The 24,770-nt window shown below is 73.9% G+C and carries 23 protein-coding genes; 19 read left to right on the top strand and 4 right to left on the bottom strand.

Features of this window, described 5'->3' with window-relative positions; genetic code table 11:
• Nucleotides 1-61 precede the first annotated feature (61 nt).
• The 11 genes from HOQ23_RS14340 to HOQ23_RS14290 all read left to right on the top strand — a co-directional run bounded on the left by HOQ23_RS14340 (nucleotide 62) and on the right by HOQ23_RS14290 (nucleotide 12,238).
• Complete coding sequence (locus HOQ23_RS14340; protein WP_172215292.1) at nucleotides 62-1,165, top strand: Gfo/Idh/MocA family protein; 1,104 nt, start codon at nucleotides 62-64, stop codon at nucleotides 1,163-1,165.
• Nucleotides 1,162-2,160: an NAD-dependent epimerase/dehydratase family protein gene (locus tag HOQ23_RS14335; RefSeq protein ID WP_172215291.1), complete on the top strand. Its 999-nt coding sequence runs from the start codon at nucleotides 1,162-1,164 to the stop codon at nucleotides 2,158-2,160. Before HOQ23_RS14340 ends, HOQ23_RS14335 begins: the two co-directional genes overlap by 4 nt.
• Nucleotides 2,161-2,186: 26 nt before the next feature.
• A complete protein-coding gene (locus HOQ23_RS14330) occupies nucleotides 2,187-3,344 on the top strand; it encodes a DegT/DnrJ/EryC1/StrS family aminotransferase (RefSeq protein ID WP_367650501.1) in 1,158 nt (385 codons plus the stop codon).
• Entirely contained in the window at nucleotides 3,341-4,015 is a 675-nt protein-coding gene (locus HOQ23_RS14325; RefSeq protein ID WP_172215290.1) for an acetyltransferase, read from the top strand. Before HOQ23_RS14330 ends, HOQ23_RS14325 begins: the two co-directional genes overlap by 4 nt.
• Nucleotides 4,015-5,064 (top strand): glycosyltransferase family 2 protein, encoded by a 1,050-nt coding sequence (locus HOQ23_RS14320; RefSeq protein WP_172215289.1) that lies wholly within the window; start codon nucleotides 4,015-4,017, stop codon nucleotides 5,062-5,064. Before HOQ23_RS14325 ends, HOQ23_RS14320 begins: the two co-directional genes overlap by 1 nt.
• On the top strand, nucleotides 5,061-6,536 hold the full coding sequence (locus HOQ23_RS14315; RefSeq protein ID WP_172215288.1) for an oligosaccharide flippase family protein: 1,476 nt from the start codon (nucleotides 5,061-5,063) through the stop codon (nucleotides 6,534-6,536). The genes HOQ23_RS14320 and HOQ23_RS14315 overlap by 4 nt, the downstream gene beginning before the upstream one ends.
• On the top strand, nucleotides 6,533-7,711 hold the full coding sequence (locus HOQ23_RS14310) for a DegT/DnrJ/EryC1/StrS aminotransferase family protein (protein ID WP_172215287.1): 1,179 nt from the start codon (nucleotides 6,533-6,535) through the stop codon (nucleotides 7,709-7,711). Before HOQ23_RS14315 ends, HOQ23_RS14310 begins: the two co-directional genes overlap by 4 nt.
• A gap of 299 nt (nucleotides 7,712-8,010) precedes the next feature.
• Complete coding sequence (locus HOQ23_RS14305; RefSeq protein WP_172215286.1) at nucleotides 8,011-9,045, top strand: glycosyltransferase family 1 protein; 1,035 nt, start codon at nucleotides 8,011-8,013, stop codon at nucleotides 9,043-9,045.
• Nucleotides 9,046-9,055: 10 nt separating this feature from the next.
• A complete protein-coding gene (locus HOQ23_RS14300; protein WP_172215285.1) occupies nucleotides 9,056-9,853 on the top strand; it encodes a hypothetical protein in 798 nt (265 codons plus the stop codon).
• Between the two features lie 2 nt (nucleotides 9,854-9,855).
• Nucleotides 9,856-11,328: an O-antigen ligase gene (locus HOQ23_RS14295; RefSeq protein WP_172215284.1), complete on the top strand. Its 1,473-nt coding sequence runs from the start codon at nucleotides 9,856-9,858 to the stop codon at nucleotides 11,326-11,328.
• Nucleotides 11,315-12,238 carry a glycosyltransferase gene (locus tag HOQ23_RS14290; RefSeq protein ID WP_172215283.1) on the top strand — a complete coding sequence of 308 codons (924 nt, stop codon included), beginning with the start codon at nucleotides 11,315-11,317 and terminating at the stop codon, nucleotides 12,236-12,238. Before HOQ23_RS14295 ends, HOQ23_RS14290 begins: the two co-directional genes overlap by 14 nt.
• 1 nt (nucleotide 12,239) lies before the next feature.
• On the opposite strand, the gene HOQ23_RS14285 is transcribed toward HOQ23_RS14290, so the two are convergent.
• A complete protein-coding gene (locus HOQ23_RS14285; RefSeq protein WP_172215282.1) occupies nucleotides 12,240-12,908 on the bottom strand; it encodes a polysaccharide deacetylase family protein in 669 nt (222 codons plus the stop codon).
• Nucleotides 12,909-12,911: 3 nt separating this feature from the next.
• Entirely contained in the window at nucleotides 12,912-13,784 is an 873-nt protein-coding gene (locus HOQ23_RS14280; protein WP_172215281.1) for a glycosyltransferase family 2 protein, read from the bottom strand.
• A 122-nt stretch (nucleotides 13,785-13,906) separates the two neighbouring features.
• Here HOQ23_RS14280 and HOQ23_RS14275 point away from each other — a divergent pair, with 122 nt between their 5' ends.
• The 8 genes from HOQ23_RS14275 to HOQ23_RS14240 all read left to right on the top strand — a co-directional run bounded on the left by HOQ23_RS14275 (nucleotide 13,907) and on the right by HOQ23_RS14240 (nucleotide 22,495).
• Nucleotides 13,907-14,806, top strand: coding sequence for a hypothetical protein (locus tag HOQ23_RS14275; RefSeq protein WP_216654235.1), 900 nt, complete (start codon nucleotides 13,907-13,909; stop codon nucleotides 14,804-14,806).
• Nucleotides 14,807-14,829: 23 nt separating this feature from the next.
• Nucleotides 14,830-16,404 carry an acyl-CoA ligase (AMP-forming), exosortase A system-associated gene (locus tag HOQ23_RS14270; protein ID WP_172215280.1) on the top strand — a complete coding sequence of 525 codons (1,575 nt, stop codon included), beginning with the start codon at nucleotides 14,830-14,832 and terminating at the stop codon, nucleotides 16,402-16,404.
• On the top strand, nucleotides 16,404-17,630 hold the full coding sequence (locus tag HOQ23_RS14265) for a pyridoxal-dependent decarboxylase, exosortase A system-associated (protein WP_172215279.1): 1,227 nt from the start codon (nucleotides 16,404-16,406) through the stop codon (nucleotides 17,628-17,630). Before HOQ23_RS14270 ends, HOQ23_RS14265 begins: the two co-directional genes overlap by 1 nt.
• A gap of 43 nt (nucleotides 17,631-17,673) precedes the next feature.
• Complete coding sequence (locus HOQ23_RS14260; protein WP_172215278.1) at nucleotides 17,674-17,961, top strand: acyl carrier protein; 288 nt, start codon at nucleotides 17,674-17,676, stop codon at nucleotides 17,959-17,961.
• A 65-nt stretch (nucleotides 17,962-18,026) separates the two neighbouring features.
• Complete coding sequence (locus HOQ23_RS14255; RefSeq protein WP_172215277.1) at nucleotides 18,027-19,013, top strand: hypothetical protein; 987 nt, start codon at nucleotides 18,027-18,029, stop codon at nucleotides 19,011-19,013.
• Between the two features lie 137 nt (nucleotides 19,014-19,150).
• Nucleotides 19,151-20,476 carry a glycosyltransferase family 4 protein gene (locus HOQ23_RS14250; protein WP_172215276.1) on the top strand — a complete coding sequence of 442 codons (1,326 nt, stop codon included), beginning with the start codon at nucleotides 19,151-19,153 and terminating at the stop codon, nucleotides 20,474-20,476.
• Between the two features lie 10 nt (nucleotides 20,477-20,486).
• The gene (locus tag HOQ23_RS14245; RefSeq protein WP_172215275.1) at nucleotides 20,487-21,812 is read left to right on the top strand and encodes a UDP-glucose/GDP-mannose dehydrogenase family protein; all 1,326 of its coding nucleotides are present in this window, start codon (nucleotides 20,487-20,489) and stop codon (nucleotides 21,810-21,812) included.
• Nucleotides 21,812-22,495, top strand: coding sequence for a methyltransferase type 11 (locus HOQ23_RS14240; RefSeq protein ID WP_172215274.1), 684 nt, complete (start codon nucleotides 21,812-21,814; stop codon nucleotides 22,493-22,495). Before HOQ23_RS14245 ends, HOQ23_RS14240 begins: the two co-directional genes overlap by 1 nt.
• A gap of 14 nt (nucleotides 22,496-22,509) precedes the next feature.
• Here the strand turns inward: HOQ23_RS14240 and HOQ23_RS14235 are convergent, their stop codons facing one another.
• Complete coding sequence (locus tag HOQ23_RS14235; protein WP_172215273.1) at nucleotides 22,510-23,520, bottom strand: PD40 domain-containing protein; 1,011 nt, start codon at nucleotides 23,518-23,520, stop codon at nucleotides 22,510-22,512.
• Entirely contained in the window at nucleotides 23,517-24,698 is a 1,182-nt protein-coding gene (locus HOQ23_RS14230) for an MFS transporter (protein WP_367650500.1), read from the bottom strand. Before HOQ23_RS14230 ends, HOQ23_RS14235 begins: the two co-directional genes overlap by 4 nt.
• Nucleotides 24,699-24,770: the final 72 nt, after the last annotated feature.

Below are 24,770 nucleotides of genomic sequence, written 5' to 3'. Positions count from 1 at the left end.
GGTCGACACAACCGAGTCGGACCGCTGCGGTCCGGCCGACGTCGCGAGGGGGAATGGGCTGATGGCTGAACACGTGGGGTCGGGAGCCGCCGAGGGGGCGGACCGGCCGCGCCTCGGGGTGGCGTTGGTCGGGGCCGGCTACTGGGGGCCGAACCTGTTCCGCAACTTCAGCACCGCTCCGGACTGGGAGGTCCGCGCGGTGTGCGACCTCGACGCCGAGCGCGCCCGCGACCTGGTCGGTCGCCGCGACGAGGTCCAGGTGACGATCGCCCTGGACGACGTGCTGGCGCGCGACGACGTGGACGCCGTGGCCATCGCGACACCGGCCGGCACCCACCACGCGATCGCCACCCGGGCGCTGCGTGCCGGCAAGCACGTGCTGGTTGAGAAGCCGCTGGCCGACAGCGTCCAGCACGGCCGCGAGATGGTCGAGCTGGCCCGGAGCGAGGGGCTCGTGCTGATGGCCGACCACACCTACTGCTACACCCCGGCGGTGCAGAAGATCCGCGAGCTGGTCGCGGAGGGCGCGCTGGGGGAGATCCTCTACATCGACTCGGTGCGCATCAACCTCGGGCTCGTGCAGTCCGACGTCGACGTGTTCTGGGACCTCGCGCCCCACGACCTCTCGATCCTCGACCATGTGCTCCCCGGGGGCCTGCACCCACTCGGGGTCGCCGCGCAGGGCGCCGATCCCGTCGGCGCCGGGACCTCGTGCGTGGGCTACCTCAGCATGCCGCTGGCGAACGGCGCGATGGCGCACGTCCACGTCAACTGGCTCAGCCCGACCAAGATCCGCCAGATGGTGATCGGCGGCAGCGAGCGCACGCTGGTGTGGGACGACCTGAACCCCCAGCAGCGGCTGAGCATCTACGACCGCGGCGTCGACCTGGTCCAGCAGTCGGTGGACAGCGCGGACCGGCGTACCGCCTCGGTGGCCTACCGGCTCGGCGACACCTGGGCCCCGGCCCTGCCCGAGCGCGAGGCACTGGGCGCGATGGTGGCCGAGCTGGCCGCGAGCATCCGGGGCGAGCGGGCGCCCGCCACCGACGGCGCCTCGGGCCTGCGGGTGCTGCAGGTGCTGGAGTCGGCTGCGACCAGCCTGCGCGCCCGCGGGGCGCTGGTCGATGTCGCCGACATCACCCGGCCCGTGGAGATCGTGCGATGAGCGCGCTGACGGGCGCCCGGGTCCTGGTGACCGGAGGCGCCGGCACGATCGGGTCGACCTTGGTCGACCAGCTGCTCGCCGCCGGGGTCGACCACGTCGACGTTCTCGACAACCTGGTGCGCGGTCGCCGTGCCAATCTCGACGGTGCGCTGGCCGATGGTCGCGTGCGCCTCGTCGAGGGCGACGTGCGCGACCGGGACCTGGTCCACGACCTGACCGAGGGCCAGGACCTGGTCTTCCACCAGGCCGCCATCCGGATCACCCAGTGTGCGGAGGAGCCGCGCCTGGCCCTCGAGGTCCTCGTGGACGGCACCTTCAACGTGGTCGAGGCGGCGGCCCGAGCGAAGGTGGCCAAGCTGGTCGCCGCGTCGTCGGCGTCGGTCTACGGCATGGCGGAAGCCTTCCCGACACCCGAGCGTCACCACCACCACGCCAACGACACCTTCTACGGTGCCGCGAAGTCGTTCAACGAGGGGACGCTGCGCAGCTTCCGGGCGATGGAGGGCATCTCCTTCGTGGCGCTGCGCTACTTCAACGTGTACGGCCCGCGCATGGACGTCCACGGCCTGTACACCGAGGTGCTGGTGCGCTGGATGGAGCGGATCGCCGACGGCAATGCGCCGCTGATCTTCGGCGACGGTGCCCAGACCATGGACTTCGTCCACACCCGCGACGTGGCCCGGGCCAACGTCCTGGCCGCCGCCTCGCCGGTGGAGGAGGGGGTCTACAACGTCGCGAGCGGCACGGAGACCAGCCTGCTGGAGCTGGCACACGCGCTGCTGCGGGCCATGGACTCCACGCTGCCGGTCGAGCACGGCCCGGAGCGGGCGGTCAACGGAGTGATACGTCGTCTGGCCGACACCACCGCCGCCGCCGCCGACCTCGGGTTCCACAGCGAGGTCGGGCTCGAGGAGGGTCTGCGCGAGCTGGTCGCCTGGTGGCGCCCGCTGCGCGCCGAGATCGCCGCTGGCCGGGACCTGGCGCTCCAGCGATGAGCGATGTCGTGAGGGACGGGGCACCGGTGACCGCGACCGCACCCGAGGACGCCCCCAGCCGGATCAACGTCATGGTCCCCTGGCTCGGCGAGGAGGAGGTCGCGGCGGTCGCCGAGGTGCTCCGCTCGGGCTGGGTCGCCCAGGGGCCCCGGGTCGCGGCCTTCGAGGAGGCCTTCGCCCGGTCACAGCTGGCCGTCCACGCCCGGGCGGTCTCCAGCTGCACCACTGCGCTGCACCTCGCCCTCGTCGTGGCGGGCGTGGGCCCGGGCGACGAGGTGGTGGTCCCGTCGTTCTCCTTCGTCGCCACCGCCAACGCCGTCGTGCACGCGGGGGGACGACCGGTCTTCGCCGACGTCGACCCCGTCACCGGCAACCTCACCTCCGAGAGCATCGAGCGGGTGCTCACGCCGCGCACCCGGGCCGTGGTCGTGGTCGACCAGGGCGGGGTGCCGGTGGATCTCGACGACATCCGCGCGCGGTGCGACCCGCGCGGGATCGTGGTCGTCGAGGACGCCGCCTGCGGTGCGGGCTCGACCTACCGCGGCCACCCCGTCGGAGCCGGCGCCGAGGTCGCCGCCTGGTCCTTCCACCCGCGCAAGGTGCTGACCACCGGTGAGGGCGGGATGCTCACCACCGAGCACGACGCCTGGGCAGAGCGTGCCCGGCTCCTGCGCGAGCACGCGATGAACGTCTCCGCCGCCGAGCGCCACGCGAGCGTGCTGGCACCGGCCGAGTCCTACCTCGAGGTCGGCTTCAACTACCGGATGACCGATCTCCAGGCCGCGGTGGGGCTGGTCCAGCTGGCCCGCCTCCCGCAGGTCGTGCGCCGGCGCCGCGACCTGGCCGCGCGCTACGCCGCGGCCCTGGCCGACCTGCCCGGGCTGCGGCCCGTCGCGGACCCGTCGTACGGCGAGTCGAACTTCCAGTCCTACTGGGTCGAGGTGCTTCCCGAGCACCCGGTGGACCGTGACGGGCTCCTGGTCGCGCTCGCCGAGGCCGGCGTCTCCGCGCGCCGCGGGATCATGGCGATCCACCGCCAGCCGGCGTACGCCTCGGCCCAAGCGGGTCCGCTGCCGGTCACCGAGCGGCTCACCGACCACACCCTCATCCTCCCGCTGTTCCACCAGCTCACCGAGGGTGAGCAGGACCGGGTGGTCGAGGTGCTGGTGGGGACGACACGATGAGGAACCTGGTGCTCGTCGCCTCCGGGGGCCTGGCGCGAGAGGTGCTCTCGGCGGTCCGTGCTGCAGGCAACCACGGACGGGTGCTGGCGGTCGACGACGACCCCCTGCGGTGGGGGAGGAGCTTCGCAGGGGTCCCGGTCGTCGGAGGCATCGAGCGGGTCGCCGGGCTCCTCGACAGCGAGATCGTGGTCTGCGCCGGTCGTGGCCGCGCCCGGCGCTCCCTCGTGGAGCGGCTGGCACGGGTCGGGGTCACCTGGGAGCACTACGCACGCATCGTGCACCCCAGCGTGGAGATCCCCGAGAGCTGCGTGGTCGGGCGCGGCAGCATCCTGCTGGCCCACGTGAGCCTCACCAGCGACGTGCGGATCGGGGCGCACGTCGTCGCGATGCCGCAGGTGACGCTGACCCACGACGACGTCGTGGCCGACTACGCGACCCTGTGCGCCGGCGTGAGCCTCGGCGGCAACGTGACGGTGGGCTCGGGCGCCTACCTGGGCATGAACGCCAGTGTCCGGGAGGGCCTGCGGGTCGGCGCCGACACCGTCCTCGGGATGGGGGCGGCCCTGCTGCGTCCGCTGCCGGACGGCGAGACGTGGGCCGGCGTGCCCGCGGCACCCCTCCTCGCATCGCGCCGCGGGCAGCTCGCGCCGCAGCTGACGGCGGAGGCCTGATGCGCTTCCACCGACCCCGTCCGCTGGGTGGCTCGCCGAGCATCTCGGTGATCGTGCCGTGCTACCGCTACGGCCACTTCCTTCCCGATGCCGTGGCCAGCGCGCTGGACCAGCCGGGTGTCGACGTCGAGGTGATCGTCGTCGACGACGCCTCGCCCGACGACAGCGCCGAGGTCGCACACGCCCTGGCTGTCGCGGACCCTCGAGTGCGGGTGCTGGTCCACCCGCACAACCTCGGCCACATCGCGTCCTACAACGACGGGATCGCGCTGGCACGGGGCGACTACATCAGCCTGCTCTCGGCCGACGACCTGCTGACGCCGGGGGCGCTGACCCGCGCGGCGGCGCTCTTCGAGTCCCATCCCCGCGTCGGCCTGGTCTACGGCTACGCGCGCTCCTTCACCGGCGCCGTGCCGGTCGCGGACCCCCAGGTGCGCAACTGGAGCGTCTACCCCGGACGGGAGTGGCTGGGCCTGGCGGCACGACGTGGTCGGTGCTTCATCTCCAGCCCCGAGGCGGTGGTGCGCCGTGAGGTGCTCGCCGAGCGTGGCTACGACCCCCGCCTCCCACACTCGGCCGACTTCGCGCTCTGGCTGCGGGCCGCGGCGCACTGGGACGTCGCCCGCGTCAACGGGCCGGTCCAGGCCTGGTACCGCGTGCACGACGCCAACATGCACCTCACGACGTACGCCGGCTGGCTCACGGACCTCCAGGAACGCCAGCGCACCTTCGAGCTGTTCTTCGCCGAGGAGGTCCTCGACGTGGCGCAGCTGCGGTCCCACCACCGCACCGCCCTGCGGGCGCTGAGCCGCGAGGCGGCGTACCGCGCTCTCGCCGCCCGGCGCGACGGCCGGGAGGCCGACGCCGTGGCCTACCGCCGCTTCGCCGACGGGCTGCGGCCGGCCTCCGAGCAGGACCTGGCCTGGCGCCTCGAGGAGCTGGTGGGCCGCTCGATCGCCACCCCCCTGCCCGGCGCCGCCGCCCTGCGCTTCGCCGGCCGCGCGAGGCACCACCTGCGCTGGCGCTTCGAGCGGCGGTACGGCACATGAGCACCGAGGCGGCGTCGCGCGCCGCGCGGATCGGCCGAGGGCTCGGATGGAGCCTGACCGGCAATGTCGCGCTGCGGTTCGGCAACGTGGCGGTGTCGATCCTGATGGCGCGCCTCATCGCACCCGACGAGCTCGGCGTCTTCGCCGTCGCCCTGACGATCTGGGCGATCCTCGGCACCCTGGCGGAGTTCGGCCTCGGCGCGGACCTCGTGCGGGCGAGCGACCCTGAGCGCCGGGCACCGACGGTCGCCAGCCTCGGTGTCCTGATCAGCGCGATCCTGGCGTTGTCGATGGTGCTGGCCGCCGGCCCGCTGGCGGCGGCGTTCCGCAGTCCCGAGTCGAGGGGCGTGATCGTCGTGATGGCCCTCGGCATCGCGGTCTTCGGGTTCTCCATCGTCCCGGCCGCCCGTCTGCAGCGCGAGTTCCGCCAAGGGACGCTGTTCGCCGTCAACGGCGCCGGGCTGCTCGCCTCGGCGCTGGTGATGACCACCCTCGCCCTGCGCGACGTCGGACCCGCCGCGCTGGCTTGGGGACAGGTCGCCAACCAGGTCGTCGTCGTGCTCGGCCTGCACCTGGCCACCCGCAGCCGGCCGCGCTTCGGGCTGGACCGCGAGATCGCGCGGGCCTCGCTCGCGTTCTGCCTGCCGCTGGCGCTGGCCAACCTGGTGTCCTGGGCGCTGCTGAGCATCGACAACCTGATCGTCGCCCGGGTCCTCGGCCCCGGGGAGCTCGGGCTCTACCTGCTGGCCTTCAACGTCTCGTCGTGGCCGATGAGCGCGGTGGGCCAGGCCCTGCGCGTGGTCGCGCTGCCCGGCTTCGCCCAGGTCGCCGACCCGGGGGAGCGCAACCGCGCCCTGCTGCGCAGCGTCGCCCCGGCGGCCGCGGTCGCGGCCCTGATGGGGTTGACCCTGGCCACGCTGGCAGGGCCGCTCGTCGCGGTGCTCTACGGCGAGCGTTGGTCCGGAGCCGCCGCCGCTCTGACAGGGCTCGCCGTCTTCGGTGCCCTGCGGGTGCTGCTCGACCTCGTCGCGACCTTCCTGATCGCCATCGGTGCGACCACTGCCGTGCTCGCCGTCCAGGTGCTGTGGATGGCGGCCCTGGTGCCCGCGATGTACGTCGGGCTGGCCGGCTTCGGGCTCGCAGGCGCCGGCTGGAGCCACGTCGTGGTCACCGTCGCCGTCGTCATCCCGGCGTACGGCGTGTGCCTGCGGCGGGCGGGCGTCGACACCGGCGCGTTCCTGCGCGCGGGGCTGGTGCCGTTGGCGGTCGCCGTTCCTGCGGCGGCGGCGTGCTGGTGGGCCGGTGCCCGTTCGGGCCCGCCGCTGCTGGTGCTGGTGCTCGGCTGCCTCGTCGCCCTCGCGGCGTACGCGCTCCCGCTCGGCTCGTGGTGGCTGCGTCGCATCAATGACCTGCGTCGTCCCGACGCACACCGACCGGACCCCGTCCGGCTGACCAGGGGGAGCACCACATGACCAGCGACCGCAGAGGCTCCGGGGGCGAGCGGGCAGCGGCCCGGGTGCCGCTCCTCGACCTCGCGCTCCAGAACGCCAGGATCCAGTCCGACTCGCACCGGGCGATGCAGGAGGTGCTCGACACCGGCGCCTTCGTGCTCGGCCCGCAGGTCCGCCACTTCGAGGACGCGTACGCCGCGTTCTGCGGCGTCGAGCACGCCGTCGGCGTGGGCAACGGCACCGACGCCCTGCACCTCGCCCTGCGTGCCGTCGGCGTCGGGCCGGGCGACGAGGTCGTCGTGCCCGCCAACACGTTCGTCGCGACCGCGGAGGCCGTGGCCCTCGCCGGCGCCGAGCTGGTGCTGGTCGACTGCGACGAGGACCTGCTGATCGACGTCGAGGCGGTCGCCGCACGGGTCGGGCCGCGCACCCGGGCGGTCGCAGGGGTGGACCTCTACGGCCAGGTAGCGCCGTTCGAGCGGCTGCGCGAGGTGGTCGGTTCCCGGGTGGTCCTCCTGGAGGACGCGGCACAGTCGCAGGGAGCGACCCGGCTCGGGAGGATGGCCGGCTCGTGCGGCGACGTCGCCGCGACCAGCTTCTACCCGGGCAAGAACCTCGGGGCCTTCGGGGACGCGGGCGCCGTCACCACCGACGACCCGCTGGTCGCCCGGCGGCTGCGGGAGCTGCGCAACCACGGTGGCGAGGCCCGCTACCAGCACGACGTCATCGGGACGAACTCGCGGATGGACTCGCTGCAGGCGGCGGTGCTGACCGTGAAGCTCGAGCACCTCAAGGAGTGGAACGCCGAGCGCGACGCGGCCGCGGCCCGCTACGCGGACCTGCTCGCGGACCTGCCCGGGGTACGCCTCCCGAGGGTCGTGCCGGGCAACGAGCACGTCTGGCACCTCTACGTGGTCCGGGTGGCGCAGCGCGATGCCGTCCAGCGCCGCCTCGCCGAGCGCGGCATCGACACCGGCATCCACTACCCCACCCCGGTCCACCTGCTTCCCGCCTTCGCGGGCCTGGGCCTCGCCGCGGGCAGCTTCCCGGTCGCGGAGCGGGCGGCGCGGGAGATCCTGTCCCTGCCGATGTTCCCGGGCATCACCGCCGCCCAGCAGGAGCGGGTCGTCACCGAGCTCGCCGACGCGGTAGATCGCGCCGCGTCGGCCGGAGATCTCGCGAGGGGCTTGTCGTGATGCGGCCGCCCGTGGGCGCGCTTGACCGCGCCCGACAGATCCGCCGGCTGATGGCGACCGAGGGCGGGGAGGGCTTGGCGCGACGGGTCCGTGCGCGTGCAGCCGAGGTCCTGGTCCCCCCGGGGACCACGCCGCTACTTGTCACGGCCGAGGAGGTCGATGCCGCCGAGGACGTGCTGGAAGGTAGGCGCCCGGTGCCGGCGGCACGGGTCCGGCGGCGCGGGGAGCCGCTCGACGTGGCGTGGGTGACATCCCCGCCGGGACCCGGTTCGGGTGGGCACACCACGATGCTCCGCCTGGTGAACGCGCTGGAGAGCGCTGGGCACACTTGCACGCTTTACCTGCGCGACCAGCACGGCTGGGCGTTGCGTCAGCATGAGGCGATCGTCCGCGAGCACTGGCCCGAGGTCCGCGCCGATGTGCGCGACCTCGCCCGAGGCATCGACGACGCGCACGTCGTCGTGGCTACCGGGTGGGAGACGGCGTACGCCGCGCTGGTGTCCCCGGCGCGAGGCGTGCGCTGCTACTTGGTCCAGGACCTGGAGCACCTGTTTCACCCGGCCGGTAGCTCCACCATCCTGGCGGAAGCAACCTACCGTTTTGGCCTGCACGGCATTACCGCCGGCCCCTGGCTCGCTGAGCGGCTGCGCACCGACTACGGAATGGTCAGCGACCACTTCGACTTCGGATGCGACCTCGACACCTACCGGGGGGAGACAGCCCCAACTGGTGACGTACGCCGGCGCACCGGGGTGGCCTATTACTGCCGCCCCGGGACGCCACGTCGCGCGCACGAGATCGCCGTGCTCGCCCTAGCGCGTTTCGCGGGCGAACACCCCGACGTGCCCATCCACTGCTATGGCACCCGGGTGCGGGACCTGCCCTTCGAAGCGCACCAGCACGGGCGCCTCTCGCCTGTCGAGCTTGGGGAACTGTACCGGCGCTGCGCGGCCGGGCTCGTGCTATCGGCGACCAACGTGTCGCTGGTGCCTTGGGAGATGTTGGCCGCGGGTTGCGTACCGGTGGTCAACGACGCGGTGCACAACCGGCTGGTGCTCGACAATGCACACGTCCGCTACACGGCGCCATCGCCGGGTGCGATCGCGCACGCTCTCGGCGAGTTGGTGGATGCACCGCAGGACGCACAACACGCCCGAGCGGTGTCGGCAGCCAGCTCGGTGTCCTCCGTCGATTGGACGGACGCGGGTCGGACGGTGGCGGCGGTATTCGAGCGGCTGGTGCCGCAGGTCGAGCCATCATCCCGCTCGGCGGGCCTCGGTACTGCTCGCCTCGGACGGTCCGCGCAGGACACCACGTACGGAAAGGCGACCTGAGATGTCCGTCATGAACCTCCTGAGCGCGATGGCACGCCGCTGGGTGGTGGTCCTGATCGGCCTGGGCCTCACCGCGGTCGGGTGCTGGCAGGTCGCTCAGCTCGTCGGGACCCAGTACCAGGCCTCGAGCCAGCTGGTGCTGCTGCTGCCTCCGCAGGCGAGCGGGGTGTCCACCCCCACCAACCCGTTCCTCAACATGCAGGCCGGCCAGGTCACGGTGGCCTCGCTGCTCGCGGGCAACGTGTCGACCCCCGACGTGCGCCGGACGCTGGCGGGTGCCGGAGCCGACGCGGAGTACGACGTGGCGCTGGTCCCGGGGGCGGGCCCGATCATGCAGGTCACCTCCACCAGCACCGACGCGGAGAAGGCGGTCGAGACCCGCAACGCGGTGATGAAGGAGATCGACGCGCAGCTCGCCCGGATGCAGGCCCGGGCCAACGTTCCCCCGCGCCAGCTGATCGAGGGCGACCGATCGGGGGTGAGCGACGGCGCCGAGGAGCTCACCGGGAGCCGGATCCGCGCCCTCGGGGGAACCGCGGCCGTCGGGCTGCTCCTCACGCTGCTGGTCGCCCTCGGCCTCGACCGGCTGTGGGGAGGCGGCGGTGGCACCGGGCTGCCCGGCACCCGTGCCGACCGCGGCCGCCGCGGCACCGACCCCGTCGACGGGGCGGGGGTCGATGCCGACGGCGTACCGGACGAGGACGAGCAGGGCGACGCCGCGGCGGCTGGACGCCGGCCGGCGTCGTGGCCGCGCGTCGACGCGGAGGCGCGCAGCCCGGGCGACAAGCGGTCGCGACGGGCGAGCTGACGATGCTCGCCGGGGTACTCGGGCACCTCACCACCCGCGCCCGCGGCGTCGCGAACGCGCCGCTCATCGTCGCCGTCGGCTACGTGGTCCTGCTGCTCTGCGTGCCCTCCCAGCTCGTCCTCGGCCCGCTCGGCGCAGCCGGGTCCCCGGCAAGCCTGTGGGGCATGGCGGCGCTGGTCTGGTGGTGCGCCAGCACGCTGGGCGGGCAGAACGCCACGCGCGGGCTCACCGCGGTCCGCGTGGCGGTCCTGGCGCTGGTCTGCTGCGTCCTCGCCGCCTATGCGAACGGCAACGCCCGCGGTTGGTACGCCCCGCTCACGGTGCGCCAGGAGACCGACGAGCTGTGGACCCTGGCGCCTCAGACGTTGAGCCACGTCGCCGGGATGATGATCAGTGCCGGCGACCGTGGCGTGCTGGCCTTCGCCGCCTGGATCGGGATCGTCCTGGTGGTCGCGGACGGCATCCGCTCCTGGTGCGACCTGGAGCGGCTGGTCACCTGGCTGACCTGGGTGGGCGCGGTGATAGCGGCAGTCGGGCTGCTCCAGTTCATCACCGGCCACAACCTCGCCGGGTCCATCTCGGTGCCCGGCCTGGTGGCCAACAGCGAGATCGGCGGGACGCAGACCCGGTCCATCTTCAACCGGGTCTCCGCCACCGCCGTCCACCCGATCGAGTTCGGGGTCGTGCTGGCCTGCATCTTCCCGCTCGCGCTGCACCGCACGATCCACCAGTGGGGACGTCGCGGCGCCGCGCTGCCGGGCGTATTGATCCTCGTCGGGGCCTGTGTCTCGATCTCGCGCTCGGCGGTCCTGGCCCTCCTGGTCGCGATGCTGGTGCTGTTCCTCGGCTGGCCGGCCAGATGGCGGGTCCGGGCGCTGCTCCTCGCCCCGGTCGCCGTGGTCGCGCTGCGCGTGGCGATCCCGGGGCTGGTCGGCACGATCGTCTCGATGTTCCGCAACCTCTTCGACGATCCCAGCGTCACCGGCCGCACCACGGACTACGACGTCGTCCTCGACCTCTACGCCGACCACTGGCTGATCGGCCGCGGGCTGTTCACCTTCATCCCGCGCTACTACCGGATCCTGGACAACCAGTACCTGATGCTCCTCGTCGAGATCGGGATCCTCGGCCTGCTCGCCGTCCTGGTCTTCCTGGCCGTCGCGTTCCTCAACGGGATCGGCGCGCGCCGGGCCCGGGACCCGCGCGCACGGCACCTGGGGCTCGCCCTGGCCGCCTCGGTGGCCGGGGGCGCGGTGGGCATGTTCACCTTCGACGCGTGGGGGTTCCCGATGGCGGCCGGGATCGGGTTCCTGGTCGCCGGCATGGCGGGAGCGGCACGCCGGCTGGCCCGCGCCGACGGGGTGCCCCCGGTGGGGCGGACGCCGGTCCCAGCGCCGTACCGGGCCTCGGACGAGCCCTCGGACCAGACACCGCACGTGGTGCAGACAGGAGGGCCCGCGGATGTCCGAGGCTGACGAGACCGTGCTGGTCGTGGTGGTGAGCTTCAACAGCGGCCATCTGCTGCCCGGCCTCCTCGCCACCCTGCCCGCGGCGCTGGACCCCGTCCCGTGGCGCCTGGCGGTGGCCGACAACGGCTCCCACGACGACAGCGTCGCGGTGGTGCGGGACCTGGCGCCGGAGGCGGTCGTGGTCGAGATGGGGCGCAACGCCGGCTACGCGGCCGGGATCAACGCGGCCGTGGCGGCCGGCGGCGCATGCACCGCCGTGCTGGTGCTCAACCCCGACGTACGTCTCGACGCCGGGTGCGTGCCGACCCTCCTGACCGCGCTGCGCGAGCCCGAGGTCGGGGTCGCCGTACCCCTGCTGCGCGACGCCGACGGCGTGCGGATCGACTCCCTGCGCCGCGAGCCGTCGGTGCTGCGCGCCTGGGCGGACGCGGTCATCGGTGCCGACCGTGCGGGGAGGCTGGGCGGTCTCGGCGAGACGATCACCGACGAGGCCCGGTACCGCGAGCCCTGCGACACGGCGTGGGCCGAGGGCTCGGTCCAGCTGGTCGACGTGGAGTGCTGGGCCCGGGTCGGGGACTGGGACGAGTCCTACTTCCTGTACTCCGAGGAGACCGACTTCCACCTGCGTGTCGGGGACGCCGGGCAGGTGGTCCGGTTCGTCCCCACCGCCCGCGCCACGCACCTGGAGGGGGACTCGGGGGTCTCGCCGCGGCTGTGGCCGCTGCTCACCGCGAACCGGGTACGTCTTGCCCGTCGACGTCAGGGACTGGCCGCCGCGTGGGCGGTGTGGGCGGCGCTGGTGCTGCGCGAGGCGACCCGTGCCTGCCTGGGCCGGCCCCCGGCCCGGGCCGCGGTGCGGGTGCTGCTGAGCCCCCGCCTGCTGCGCCGGCCCGCGGGGCCGGAGTGGGTGGCCTGAGTCAGCGGAACCGCTTGACCAGCCCCACCAGCTCGCCGCGGGTGCGCGTGGGCAGCGTCGGGGGACGCAGCACCTCCCGTTGAAGGCGCGCGACGGTGTCGTGGTCGCGGACGCTGAACCGCGGCTGCAACCAGGCGTCCCCGCGGGCCCAGCGCCGGTCGCTGGTGTGCACGGTGCCGTAGCCGAGGCGCCGCAGGGTGGCGAGCAGCGCGCGGTCGTAGCGGCCCAGCGGCAGCGCGGCCTCGTCGACGGGCTGCTCCACCAGCTCCGCGAGCTCCTCGCGTGCGTCCTCGAGCTCCGCGTGCGTCGCGGCCGGGTCCAGCCCGCGCCACGGGCGGTGCGCGTGGCCGTGGGTGCCGATCGCCATGCCGGTGTCGCGCAACTCGAGCACCTGCTCGCGGCTGAGACTGCCAGGCTCGTCCAGCCGACCACTCAGCACGAAGAACGTCGCGGTCAGTCCGCGTTCGCGCAGCGCCGGGAGGGCGATCTCGGCGTCGGAGGCGTTGCCGTCGTCGAAGCTGATCCGCACCCGCGGATCGTCGGCGACGGCGTCGAGGATGGCGTGGAAGACGGTGGTCCGCACCCAGTAGTGGGCCTCGCCGATCTCCAGGTCGCGGGCCGGGGTGCCGATCCCGTGGAAGCACAGGTTGATGGTGCGTCGCTCGTCCACGGCTCAGCCCGCCCGAAGGGTGCGCGTCGACTCGTCGCGGCCCCAGGCCGGGGCGGCGCCGCCGCGTTGGTGCCGGGCCTCCAGTGCCGCCCGGGCGCTCAGCGCGACGTAGACCAGCGCGGCCGGTGCCAGCCAGGGCCGCGGGACGACGACGTCGCGCAGCCACGACCACCGGTCGGCGTCCCTCACGGTTCCGGTGCCCTCGGTCTGCACACGGTCGCGCAGCGCCGCGTTGCCGCGGCGCACCCGGGCAAGGCGGCGGCTGAGGTCGGCGGTGCGCAGTGGGGTCTGGACGGTGGTGGTCACCTCGGGGACCTGCACGCGCTCGGACGCGCCGAACAGCGAGTCCAGGAAGAGGTCGTCGGCCACCACCTCGGGGAAGGCATCGAACCGTGCCCGGCCGGCCTGGGAGACCGCGATCATGCCGCGCCCGAACAGACCCTCCTCGAAGGCCGGCAGCCGGCGATGGATGGCTGTGTAGCCGCGGACCGGCCACGGCCGCCCGCGCGTCTCCAGGTGCCGTGCCGGTACGGCGACCAGCGGTGCGCTCGGCCCCTCCAGTGCGGCGCACAGGGCGCGTACCGCGGTGACCGGCACCGCGATGTCAGCGTCGAGGTAGATCCGGGGGAACCCGGTGGCGAGGCGTTCCGCGACGTTCAGGGCATGGGTCTTGCTGGCGCGGGCGACCTCGACCACCGTGACACCGGGGCGCTGCTCGGCGACCTGCACCGTACGGTCGCGGCAGCCGTTGGCAGCGACCACGACGTCCAGCTCGCCCGGGGCGGCGCCGGCGAGCAGGGTGTCGAGGGTGTGGCCGATGACGGCCTCCTCGTCGTGGGCCGCGATGACGACGCTCACAGGACTGACAGCACTCATGCGCCCCACGGTGGCGACCGGGACAGGGGTCATCGGGCCGGGACGGTGAGGCCTCCCCACGATTGGGTACACGCCGCGGCTTCGTCCGAGCGCTCCCCGGGCGTCTCCCTACGTTGAGCGGCATGCTGAAAGAGGGGCTGGAGGGGGCCCACGACGGTGCCCGCAGCCGGGCGCGCGTCGAGCCCATCCACGACGCCGACCTCCCCGAGGTCGGCGCGTTCCTGCACGCCCACCTGGACCCGCGGCTGAGCGCGGCGCAGTGGGCGAGTGCCGCGGTGCCCACCTGGCCGGGCCAGGCGCCCAATCACGGCTTCCTGCTGCGCGTCGGCGACGGTCCCGAGGCGGAGGTGGTCGGCGCCCAGCTGGCCTTCTACGCCGAGCGCCCGGTCGCCGGCAACCCGGTGCGCTTCTGCAACCTCGCAGCGTGGTGCGTGCGCGAGGAGCACCGCAGCCAGGGTCTGCGGCTGCTGCGGGCCGTGCTCGCCCAGCGCGGCCACGTCTTCACCGACCTCTCGCCGAGCGGCAGCGTGGTGGCGCTCAACGAGCGCCTGGGCTTCCGGCACCTCGACACCACCACCGCGCTCGTGGCCAACCTCCCCGGGATCGGCCGGGGCCGGGTGGTCACCGACCTCGACGAGATCGACGCTCGCCTCGAGGGCGAGCAGCAGCGGATCTTCCGCGACCACCGCGGCGCCGCCGGGGCCCACCACGTGCTGGTGCTCGCGGGGGCGGAGCAGTGCTACGTGGTCTACCGCCGCGACCGGCGCCGTGGGCTGCGGCTGTTCGCCACGCTGCTGCACGTCGGCGACCCGGACGTGCTCGCCCGCCACCTGGGGGTGCTGCGCCGCCACCTGCTCGCCCGCGGACTGCCCGTCACGCTGGCCGAGCTGCGCGTGCTCGGCACCCGCCCGGCGGGCTCGGTGCTGCTCGAGCACCCGCGCCCCAAGATGTTCCGCGGTCCCGACGTCCCGGCGTCCGCGGTCGACGACCTCTACAGCGAGCTCACGCTCGTCGCCTGGTGACCGGGCGCCAAGGGAGACCCTCGATGCGAGTACACCTGCACGACCTGCTCGAGGAGCAGGCCGGACGCCGACCGGACGCCCCCGCCCTCACCTCGGGCGAGCAGACCCTCGGCTACGCCGAGCTGGCCGGTCTCGCCCGCGCGGCCGCCGCCGGGATGCGGCGCCTCGGGGTGACCCGCGGCGACCGGGTCGCGATCCTGCTCGACAAGCGTCCCGAGACGGTGGCGGCGATCTTCGCCGCGTCGTACGCCGGCGCGGTGTTCGTCCCCGTCAACCCGCTGCTCAAGGCCGAGCAGGTCGTCCACGTCCTGGCCGACTGCGACGTCCGGCTCCTGGTCACCTCGCCCGCACGGTGGGGTGCGCTCGCCGCGGAGGCGCACCGACTGCCGGCGCTGGAGTCGGTGGTGCTCGTCGGCGGATCCGGCGCCGCCGCCGACGCGCCGACCGTGGCGACCGGCACCTGGGACGCGCTGCTCGCCCGGGACGAGGTGCCCGCGCCGGCGCGCGGCGTCGACTCCGACCTCGCGGCGATCCTCTACACCTCCGGCAGCACGGGACGCCCGAAGGGCGTGGTGCTGAGCCACCGCAACCTCGTCGTCGGCGCGGAGAGCGTGAGCAGCTATCTCGACAACGGCCCCGACGACGTCATCCTCGCGGCGCTGCCGCTGAGCTTCGACGCCGGGCTGAGCCAGGTCACGACGGCGTTCGCGGTCGGCGCCCACGTGGTGCTGGTCAACTACCTGCTGCCGCGCGACGTGGTCCGGCTGTGCGCCCGCCACGGCGTGACCGGGCTGACCTGCGTGCCGCCGCTCTGGCTCCAGCTCGCCGCCGTGGAGTGGCCGCCGGAGGCGACCGGGCTGCGCTACTTCGCCAACACCGGCGGCCGGATGCCGCGCGCGACGCTCGCCCGGCTGCGCGAGCTGTTCCCGCAGGCCGAGCCGTTCTTGATGTACGGCCTCACCGAGGCCTTCCGCTCGACCTACCTCGACCCTGCCGAGGTCGACCGGCGCCCGGACTCGATCGGGCGCGCGGTCCCGGACGCCGAGGTCCTGGTGCTGCGCCCCGACGGCACCCCGGCGGCGCCCGGCGAGGAGGGCGAGCTGGTCCACCGCGGCCCGCTGGTGGCCCAGGGCTACTGGAACGACCCGGAGCGGACCGCCGAGCGGTTCCGGCCCGTGCCCGACGCGCACGCCGCCTGGCGGACCCCGGAGCGTGCGGTGTGGTCCGGCGACGCGGTGGTCGCCGACGAGGAGGGCTACCTCTACTTCGTCGGCCGCTCCGACGACATGATCAAGACCTCCGGCTACCGGGTCAGCCCCAGCGAGGTCGAGGAGGTCGCCCACGAGACCGGGCTGGTCGGCGAGGTCGCCGCGCTCGGGGTGGAGGACGACCGGCTCGGCCAGCGCATCGTGCTGGTGCTCAGCCCGCCCGCGGACCGGCCCGACCCCGCGGCGTACGACACGGGTCCGCTGGTGGCCGAGCTGCGTCGCCGGCTCCCGCTCTTCATGGTGCCCGCGGAGGTGCGCGTCCTGGACACGCTGCCGCGCTCGCCCAACGGCAAGTTCGACCGCGTGCTGCTGCGCAAGGAGGTCTCCTGATGGATGCCGAGGACCACGTCGACCGCTTCGGCACCGTCGGCGGCGAGCTCTGCGTCGGCGGCGTGCCGCTGCGCCGGCTGACCGCGCGCGTCGGCAGCACGCCGTACTTCGCCTACGACCGCGACGCGATCACCGCGCGGGTGCAGCGACTGCGTGCCGCCCTCGGCCCCGAGGTGGAGCTGGGGTACGCAGTCAAGGCCAACCCGATGCCGGCGGTGGTCGCCCACCTCGCCGGGCTGGTCGACTGGCTCGACGTGGCGTCGGCGGGGGAGATGCACGTGGCGCTGGACGCCTCGGGTGCGCCGGCGCGCACCAGCTTCGCCGGGCCGGGCAAGACCGACGCCGAGCTCGAGCAGGCGGTCGCCGCCGGGGTCCTGGTGGAGCTGGAGTCCGCCGGCGAGGCGAACCGGGTGGTCGGCGTCGGCGAGCGCCTCGGCGTGCGCCCGCGGGTCGCGGTGCGGGTCAACCCGGACTTCGTGGTCAAGGGATCGGGCATGCGGATGGGCGGTGGCCCCCAGCAGTTCGGCGTCGACGTCGAGCAGGTGCCCGGCCTGCTGGACCTGCTCGCCGAGCGCGACCTCGGGCTCGAGGGCTTCCACCTCTTCGCCGGTTCGCAGAACCTGCACGCCGAGATCATCGCCGAGGCCCAGCAGCGCACCGTCGAGCTGCTGCTCGCGCTGGCCGACAAGGCCGCCACACCGATCCGCTACGTCAACCTCGGCGGCGGCTTCGGCATCCCCTATTTCGAGAAGGACCGGCCCCTCGACCTGACCGCGGTCGGCGAGCGGCTGCGCGGGCTCGTGGCCGAGCGGGTGCGCCCGGCGCTGCCCGAGGCCCACGTCGTCATCGAGCTCGGCCGGTTCCTGGTCGGCGAGGCGGGGATCTATGTCACCCGCGTGGTGGACCGCAAGGTCTCGCGCGGCACGACGTACCTCGTCGTCGACGGGGGCATGCACCACCAGCTCGCGGCCTCGGGCAACTTCGGCCAGGTGATCCGCCGCAACTACCCGCTGGTCGTCGGCGACCGCCTCGGTGAGGACCGGGGCGAGCGCGCGGACATCGTGGGCTGCCTGTGCACCCCGCTCGACGTCCTCGGCACCGGGGTCGCCGTGCCGGACGCCCGCGTCGGCGACCTCGTCGTGCTGTTCCAGGCCGGTGCCTACGGCCGCAGCGCCAGCCCGCTGGGCTTCCTCGGCCACCCGGCGCCACCCGAGGTGCTCCTCTGAGCGCCGCACCCGTCCACCCGTCCCGTCCGCCCAGGAGAGAGCCATGACCGAGACCGCGCACCCCGACGACACCGCCCCGACGGCCCCCGACAGCTTCGTGCAGGTCCGCAAGGTCCTCGCCAGGACCCTCGGGATCGAGGACCGCGAGGCGGAGCTGCGCCCCGAGACCGAGCTGCTCGGCGAGCTGCCGGAGCTGGACTCGCTGGCCGTCGTCGAGCTGGCCAGCGCGCTGGAGGAGCACTTCGACATCGTCATCGACGACGACGACTTCACCGGCGAGGTGTTCGAGACCCTGGGCTCGCTCGCGGCGTTCGTCTCCGGACGGCGCTGAGCCAGCCTCGACTTGGGGCGTTGCCCGGTGCGGCGTACCCGACTTTGGCTACGACCTGTTCCGCGATGGCCGCGGCATGGGTCATGGTGGCCAATCGGTCCCCCCAACGGAACGGCAACCTCATGTCCCCGTACCGGCTTCGAGCCTGCGCAGCACGCGGTCTCGCCATCGTCGTCATCATCAGCCTCTCGACCCTGTCCCAGGCGTCCGCATCCGAGGGCGCTCCGATCCCCGACCCCGTCGCCGACTCGATCTCGACGAGAGCCGAGACGGGTTTCCCGACGGCACGCACGACGGGAGTTCCGCGGGGATGGGCACCACAGCGCACGGTCTACGGTGACGTCCGAGTCACCGACCCCGGGTCGGAGATCAGCGACGTCCGCATCGTCCGTGGCGACCTGATCATCGATGCGCCCGACGTCACCGTGCGCCGCGTGGAGCTCCGGGGTGGACGGATCGAGAACTTCCCGGGCGCGACCTGCCAGACCGGGCTGGACATCATCGACACCACGGTGCGACCGGCCCGCGGGCAACAGACCTCTGGTGACGTCCCCTCGATCGGAACCGGCGGGTACACCGCAACCGGCGTCAAGATCGTCGGAACGCCGGAAGGCTTCCGGGTCGGCGGCAAGAGTGCGTGCGGAGGAGTCGTGATCCAGCGCTCCTTCGTCCGGGTCGTGTCCCCGGACATCTGCGAGGACTGGCACGGCGACGCGCTCCAGGGCTACGACGGTGGCGACCTGGTGCTTCGCGACAGCGTCCTGAGGCTCGTGGAGCGCGACGGCTGCGGTGGCACCGCGCCGTTCTTCTATCCGGCCGACCAGGGCAACTCGTCGGTGGACATCGACGGTCTCGTCGTGGCCGGCGGCGGCTACGCCTTCCGCCTGGGACAACCCGGGACCGTGCGCCGGCTGTACGTCGAGACCGGGTCCGGGTTCTACGGACCGACGGACGTGACGTGCTCGTTGCTGGGTGCGTGGGAGGCCTCGATCTCGGCGCTGGGAGCCGACGGCCAGCCGACGACGGGGACCGCGCTGCCCTGCACCACGTAGCCGCTCGGCCCCGTCATCCCCTCCGCCGACGTCGACCAGACGGGTAGCACAGACCCCTCCTGAGGGGTGCTCACCACTATTGGTGAAGTGGCACTTCTTCGTCTGAGGCCCGCGAACGGCGTCGTGAGATTGGAGTCATGCCCGCCGTCGCGCATGTCCTCGTCATCGTGCAGAACCTGCCCGTGCCCCTGGACCGTCGGGTCTGGCTGGAGTGCCAGGCCCTGCGGTCCCAGGGGTACGACGTGAGCGTCATCTGCCCGAAGGGTCCGGGTGATCCCGGGCTGGAGGTCATCGACGGGATCCGCATCCACAAGTACCGCCCGGCGCCCCCGGCCGAGGGCGCCCTGGGCTACCTGCTGGAGTTCGTCTACTCCTGGGTGCGCACCGCGTGGTTGAGCGGCCGGGTCTGGCGCCGCCAGCCCTTCGACGTGCTGCAGGCGTGCAACCCGCCCGACACCTACTGGGCGCTCGCGCGGTACTGGAAGCGCCGCGGGGTCCGCTTCGTCTACGACCAGCACGACCTCAACCCCGAGCTGTTCCTGTCCCGGTTCGGGCGGCCCACGGGCCTGTCGGGCCGGGTCCAGCTGGCGGGGCTGCGCTGGCTGGAGCGGATGACCTATCGCACGGCCGACCAGGTCATCTCGACCAACCGCTCCTACCAGGAGGTCGCGCTCACCCGAGGCGGCCTCGACCCCGGACGGGTCACGGTGGTGCGCAGCGGCCCGGACACCGCCGCGATGCGCCCGCTCCTGCCGCCGTCCGACGTGCTGCCGGCGCGGCGCCACTCGCTGGTCTACCTGGGGATCATGGGTCCCCAGGACGGCGTCGACCTGGTGCTCGACGTCGTCGACGAGCTCGTCCGGGTCCGGGGGCGCCGTGACGTCAGCGCGACGCTGCTCGGCTTCGGCGACTGCTACGACGACCTCGTGCGCCGCAGCCACGAGCTGGGCCTCGACGACGTCGTGACGTTCACCGGGCGGGCCGGCCCGGAGATGATCGCCGAGCACCTCAGCGCCGCCACCCTGGGGGTCTGCCCGGACCTGAAGACGCCGCTCAACGACATCTCGACGATGAACAAGACCATGGAGTACATGGCCTACGCGCTGCCCTCGGTCGCGTTCGACCTGGTCGAGACCCGGGTCTCGGGGGAGGACTCCTGCCTCTACGTCCCTTCCGGTGACGTGGCCGCGTTCGCCGACGCCGTCGAGGTGCTCCTCGACGACCCGCTGCGCCGCGAGGCGATGTCGCTGCGGGCCCGGCAGCGGGTGCGCGACGTCCTCGACTGGCGCCCGCAGCGCGAGGCCTACGTCGGGGTCTTCGACCGGCTGGTCGGCCGCGGGGGCGCCACCGCGACGGCGTCCGCGGCGCCGGCGTACGTCCCCGACACCCCGGAGGAGCTCGGCCGCTTCGTGCGCGGCCGCGGCCCCCACCCCACCGTGCGCCGCCAGGCGCTCGGCGCCTGAGGAGGCACTGATGCGGATCTCGGTCATCGGATGCGGCTACCTGGGCGCGGTCCACGCCGCCGGCCTGGCGGCGCTGGGACACGACGTCGTCGGCATCGACGTCGACGCCGAGAAGGTGGCCCGGCTGGCCGCCGGCGAGGCGCCCTTCTACGAGCCCGGGCTGGCCGGGCTGCTGGCCGCGGCGACCGGGTCGCTGCGCTTCACCACCGACCCGGCGGCGGCCGCGGGCTGCACCGTGCACTTCATCTGCGTCGGGACCCCGCAGCGGCCCGGCGAGAACGCCGCGGACGTCAGCCACGTGGAGACCGCGCTGGAGATGCTGATGCCCTGCCTGGACCCCGGCGACGTCGTCGTCGGCAAGTCCACGGTCCCGGTCGGCACCGCCGAGGCGCTGCTCGCCGAGCTCCAGGCCCTCCGTCCCGGGGTGGCGCTGGTGTGGAACCCCGAGTTCCTGCGCGAGGGGCACGCGGTCCACGACACCCTGCACCCCGACCGGCTGGTGCTCGGCCTGGCCGCGGACGGCACCGCCGACCACGCGCGCACCGTCCTGCGGGAGGTCTATGCCCGCCCGATCGCCGAGGGCGCCCCGGTCGTCGAGACCGACCTGGCGACCGCCCAACTGGTCAAGGCTGCCGCCAACTCCTTCCTGGCCACCAAGATCTCCTTCATCAACGCGATGGCCGAGGTCTGCGAGGCCTCCGGCGGCGACGTCGTCCGGCTCGCCGAGGCGATCGGCCACGACGCCCGGATCGGGCATCGGTTCCTCGGCGCCGGCCTCGGCTTCGGCGGCGGTTGCCTGCCCAAGGACATCCGGGGGTTCATGGCCCGGGCCGGCGAGCTGGGCGCCGACCAGGCCCTGGCCTTCCTGGCCGAGGTGGACGCGATCAACCTGCGACGCCGGGTGCGGATGGTCGACCTGGCCCGCGAGGAGTGCGGGGGCTCGATCGTCGGGCGACGCATCGCCATCCTCGGGGCGGCCTTCAAGCCCGAGAGCGACGACGTGCGCGACTCACCAGCCCTCAGCGTCGCGGCCCAGATGTCCCTCCAGGGAGCCGAGGTCGTGGTCACCGACCCGCAGGCGATCGACAACGCGCGCCGCCGGTGGCCCGAGCTCAAGTACGCCTTCACCGCCGAGGAGGCCGCCACCGGCGCCGACCTGGTGCTGCTGCTCACCGAGTGGCGCGAGTACGTCGACCTGGACCCCCACGAGCTCGGCGCCGTCGTGCACCAGCGCCGGGTCCTCGACGGGCGCAACGCCCTCGACCCGGCGCGTTGGCGGGCCGCGGGGTGGGGCTACCGCGCGCTGGGCCGCCCCGCGACGGCTGGAGTGTCGTGATGGCCACGGCGACGGGCGCCTCCCGGCTGCGCGAGCTGATGGTCGACTCACCCGCCTCGGTCGGTGCCCGCCGGCGTGCCCAGCGCTGGGAGTTGTTCGCGCGTCTGTTCCCCGACCTCGACCAGATGTCGGTGCTGGACCTCGGCGGCACCGCCGAGGCCTGGCACCGCGCTCCGGTGCATCCGGCGAGCGTGGTCGTGCTCAACCTCCTCGAGCCCGGCGAGACCACCGAGCCGTGGCTGCGACCGGTCCTCGGCGACGCCTGCACGGCGCGGCGCTCGCTCGCCGCCGCCGAGGCCCCCGCGGCGTACGACCTGGTCTTCTCCAACTCCCTGATCGAGCACGTCGGCGGGCACGCCCAGCGGGCCGCCCTCGCCCGCGAGGTGCACGCGCTGGCGCCGCGACACTGGGTGCAGACGCCCAACCGCTACTTCCCGGTCGAGCCGCACTGGCTGTGCCCGGGGCTGCAGTTCCTGCCGGTCGGTGCACGCGCGCGGGTCGCGGCCGCGTGGCCGCTGGCCCACACGCGTCCCGACTCCCGCGAGGACGCCCTCGCCGAGGTGCAGTGGACCGAGCTGATCGGCCGTGCCGAGATGCGCGCCTACTTCCCGGGCTCCGAGATCCACCAGGAGCGTATGGCCGGGCTCACCAAGTCGCTGATCGCGGTCGCCGCGGCCGCCTGAGGCACCCGGTCGGATCAGCGGACGACGGCGGGCGACCACGCCTGCTCGATCAGCAGGCGGGGCGTGGCCTCGGCGGTGGTGTCCAGCGCCCAGACGTCGGTCACGCCCGGCTCGTCCTCGCGCGGCAGGCCGTAGAGGATCGTGTCGTCGTCGAGCCACGCGGCCTGGTCGTCGACGCCGGGCGGTTGGCCGCCGAGCACCGTCTCCTCGCCGCTGGCGAGGTCGAGCACCGCGAAGGACCACTGCGTCCCCGGCTCCGGGCCGTCGACCTTGTAGACCAGCCGGGTCCCGTCGGGGGAGAGCGCGGGGCACTCGGCGTTCTCGCGCAGGCCGGTCAGGGTGCGTGCCTCGAGGTCGCCGCGCACGAGGTGGGTGCGCCCGCCGGTCGCGGCCGTCGCGTAGAAGGTGCGATCGTCGAGGAAGGTCACCCCCCACAGGTTCCGGTCGGCGGGGCGCACCTCCTCGCCGTCCAGGACGAGGGCGAACCGTTCGAGGTTGCCGTGGCCCTCCCCGCCGACGTCGCGGATCTCGGTGGCGGTGGAGAACCCGGTCTGCAGGTAGGAGTGCCCGCTCACGAACGTCGTGGTCGCGACCAGGCCACCGTCGGGGGAGAGCCGGGTGCGGCTGGGGATCCCGGGCAGCGAGACGGTATGCCGCTCGCGCAGCGCCGCGTCGAGCTCGCGCAGCTCGTGGCGGGTCACCACGCCGCGGACGGTGTGCAGGCAGGAGACGACCTCCCCGACCGCGTCCACCCGGTCGCACGCGACGTCGCTGATCGACCGCTCCCCGCCCGGGTCGGCGAGCGGCACGCCGGCCACCAGGCCGAAGCTGCGGTCGGTCCCGGTGTGACGGAACACGATCCGTGGCCCGTCCGGGAGGCCTGCCCGCGCCGCGACCGCGACGGCGGGCGCCGCGTCGTGGCGCTGGCGGTAGCGCTCCGCGTCGTGCACGAGGTAGGCCGCGCTCGCGCCGCAGACGAGCACCAGCACCCCGGCCATGACCAGGACCCGCCCCCGGAGGCTCACCGGGCCGCCTCCTCGCGGTCCAGGGGCGCGAGCGCCAGGAGCGCGGGCACGAGCACTGCGCCCAGCGCCGTCGCGACCACGAGCAGTGCGGTGCCCGGGCCCAGCCAGAACCACAGCAGCCCGAAGCCGGCCGAGGAGGCCATCCGAGCGACGGCCACCACCGTCTGCGCCGAGGCGATCGCGCTGGCGCGCACGGCCGGCACCACCACTCGTCCCGCGACGGCGGCGAGCACTCCGTCGGTCGCGGCGTAGAAGATCCCGAGCAGCGCCAGGGCGAGCAGGGTGCCGGGCGCGGCGGCGAGCGGCGCACCGGCCGCGACGTACGCCGCGAGCAGCGCGAGGTGACCCAGCACCAGGGTGCGGGCGCGCCCGTACCGGTCGGCCAGGCGTCCCATCGGCAGCGCGAGCAGGAGGTAGGCCACGCTGGTGCCGACGTAGAGCAGCGGGAACCAGTGGGCCGCGAAGCCGCCGCGCTCGAGCAGCGCGAGGTAGACGAACCCGTCCCCGACGCTCAGCAGCCCCAGCACGCCGGCGACCACCAGCAGCCGCACCATCCCGGGCGCCGCGACGTCGCGCCAGCGCGGGCCGTGAGGGACGCTCGGCCGAGCCGGCGCCGAGGCCGGCCGGTCCTCGACGAACAGCCCGAGCAGCACCACCCCGAGCACGGCGAACCCGAGCGAGACCACCATCACCGCGAGGTAGCCGTCGGGGATCCACCACAGGATCGCGAAGGCCAGCACCGGGCCGATCACCGCACCGACGGTGTCCAGGCTGCGGTGCACCCCGAAGGCGTACGCCGTGTGCTGCGGCGCGGTCGCGGCGCTGATCATCGCGTCGCGCGGCGCGCTGCGGATCCCCTTGCCGACCCGGTCCACGGCCACCACGGCGGCGATCGCCGCGACACCGGTGGTCAGCAGGAAGCCCACCCGCGCCACGCAGCTCAGGGCGTAGCCGATCAGCGCCACCCACTTCGGGTGCCCGCTGCGGTCGGCGCTCCAGCCGGCCGCGATGCGCACCAGGGCGCTGACCCCCTGGTAGACCGCGTCGATGAGGCCGTAGGCGAGCGTCGAGACGCCCAGCCCGACGGTCAGGTAGAGCGGCAGGATCGCCGCGACCGACTCCGAGGAGATGTCGGTGAGCAGGCTGACGAGGCCCAGGGTGACGACGACCGGTGCCACCCGTCGTCCGGACGCGGGGGGTGCAGCGGCGGCGGGGTCGCTCCCGGGCGCAGGCGCGCCCTGGCGCAGCGA

Origin of the sequence: Nocardioides sp. zg-DK7169 (assembly GCF_013155365.1) — a bacterium.
In the GTDB taxonomy this organism is placed as follows: Bacteria; Actinomycetota; Actinomycetes; order Propionibacteriales; family Nocardioidaceae; genus Nocardioides.
This window is presented reverse-complemented; position numbering and strand designations above follow the sequence as displayed.

Bases quoted from the DNA above. Each gene is read 5' to 3' on its own strand.
- HOQ23_RS14240 (WP_172215274.1), top strand. From the start codon at position 21,812: ATGGCCACGGCGACGGGCGCCTCCCGGCTGCGCGAGCTGATGGTCGAC.
- HOQ23_RS14280 (WP_172215281.1), bottom strand. From the start codon at position 13,784: ATGAGTGCTGTCAGTCCTGTGAGCGTCGTCATCGCGGCCCACGACGAG.
- HOQ23_RS14250 (WP_172215276.1), top strand. From the start codon at position 19,151: ATGCCCGCCGTCGCGCATGTCCTCGTCATCGTGCAGAACCTGCCCGTG.
- HOQ23_RS14260 (WP_172215278.1), top strand. From the start codon at position 17,674: ATGACCGAGACCGCGCACCCCGACGACACCGCCCCGACGGCCCCCGAC.
- HOQ23_RS14315 (WP_172215288.1), top strand. From the start codon at position 5,061: ATGAGCACCGAGGCGGCGTCGCGCGCCGCGCGGATCGGCCGAGGGCTC.
- HOQ23_RS14290 (WP_172215283.1), top strand. From the start codon at position 11,315: ATGTCCGAGGCTGACGAGACCGTGCTGGTCGTGGTGGTGAGCTTCAAC.
- HOQ23_RS14335 (WP_172215291.1), top strand. From the start codon at position 1,162: ATGAGCGCGCTGACGGGCGCCCGGGTCCTGGTGACCGGAGGCGCCGGC.
- HOQ23_RS14255 (WP_172215277.1), top strand. From the start codon at position 18,027: ATGGCCGCGGCATGGGTCATGGTGGCCAATCGGTCCCCCCAACGGAAC.
- HOQ23_RS14275 (WP_216654235.1), top strand. From the start codon at position 13,907: ATGCTGAAAGAGGGGCTGGAGGGGGCCCACGACGGTGCCCGCAGCCGG.
- HOQ23_RS14325 (WP_172215290.1), top strand. From the start codon at position 3,341: ATGAGGAACCTGGTGCTCGTCGCCTCCGGGGGCCTGGCGCGAGAGGTG.
- HOQ23_RS14310 (WP_172215287.1), top strand. From the start codon at position 6,533: ATGACCAGCGACCGCAGAGGCTCCGGGGGCGAGCGGGCAGCGGCCCGG.
- HOQ23_RS14245 (WP_172215275.1), top strand. From the start codon at position 20,487: ATGCGGATCTCGGTCATCGGATGCGGCTACCTGGGCGCGGTCCACGCC.
- HOQ23_RS14270 (WP_172215280.1), top strand. From the start codon at position 14,830: ATGCGAGTACACCTGCACGACCTGCTCGAGGAGCAGGCCGGACGCCGA.
- HOQ23_RS14265 (WP_172215279.1), top strand. From the start codon at position 16,404: ATGGATGCCGAGGACCACGTCGACCGCTTCGGCACCGTCGGCGGCGAG.
- HOQ23_RS14340 (WP_172215292.1), top strand. From the start codon at position 62: ATGGCTGAACACGTGGGGTCGGGAGCCGCCGAGGGGGCGGACCGGCCG.
- HOQ23_RS14295 (WP_172215284.1), top strand. From the start codon at position 9,856: ATGCTCGCCGGGGTACTCGGGCACCTCACCACCCGCGCCCGCGGCGTC.
- HOQ23_RS14320 (WP_172215289.1), top strand. From the start codon at position 4,015: ATGCGCTTCCACCGACCCCGTCCGCTGGGTGGCTCGCCGAGCATCTCG.
- HOQ23_RS14300 (WP_172215285.1), top strand. From the start codon at position 9,056: ATGAACCTCCTGAGCGCGATGGCACGCCGCTGGGTGGTGGTCCTGATC.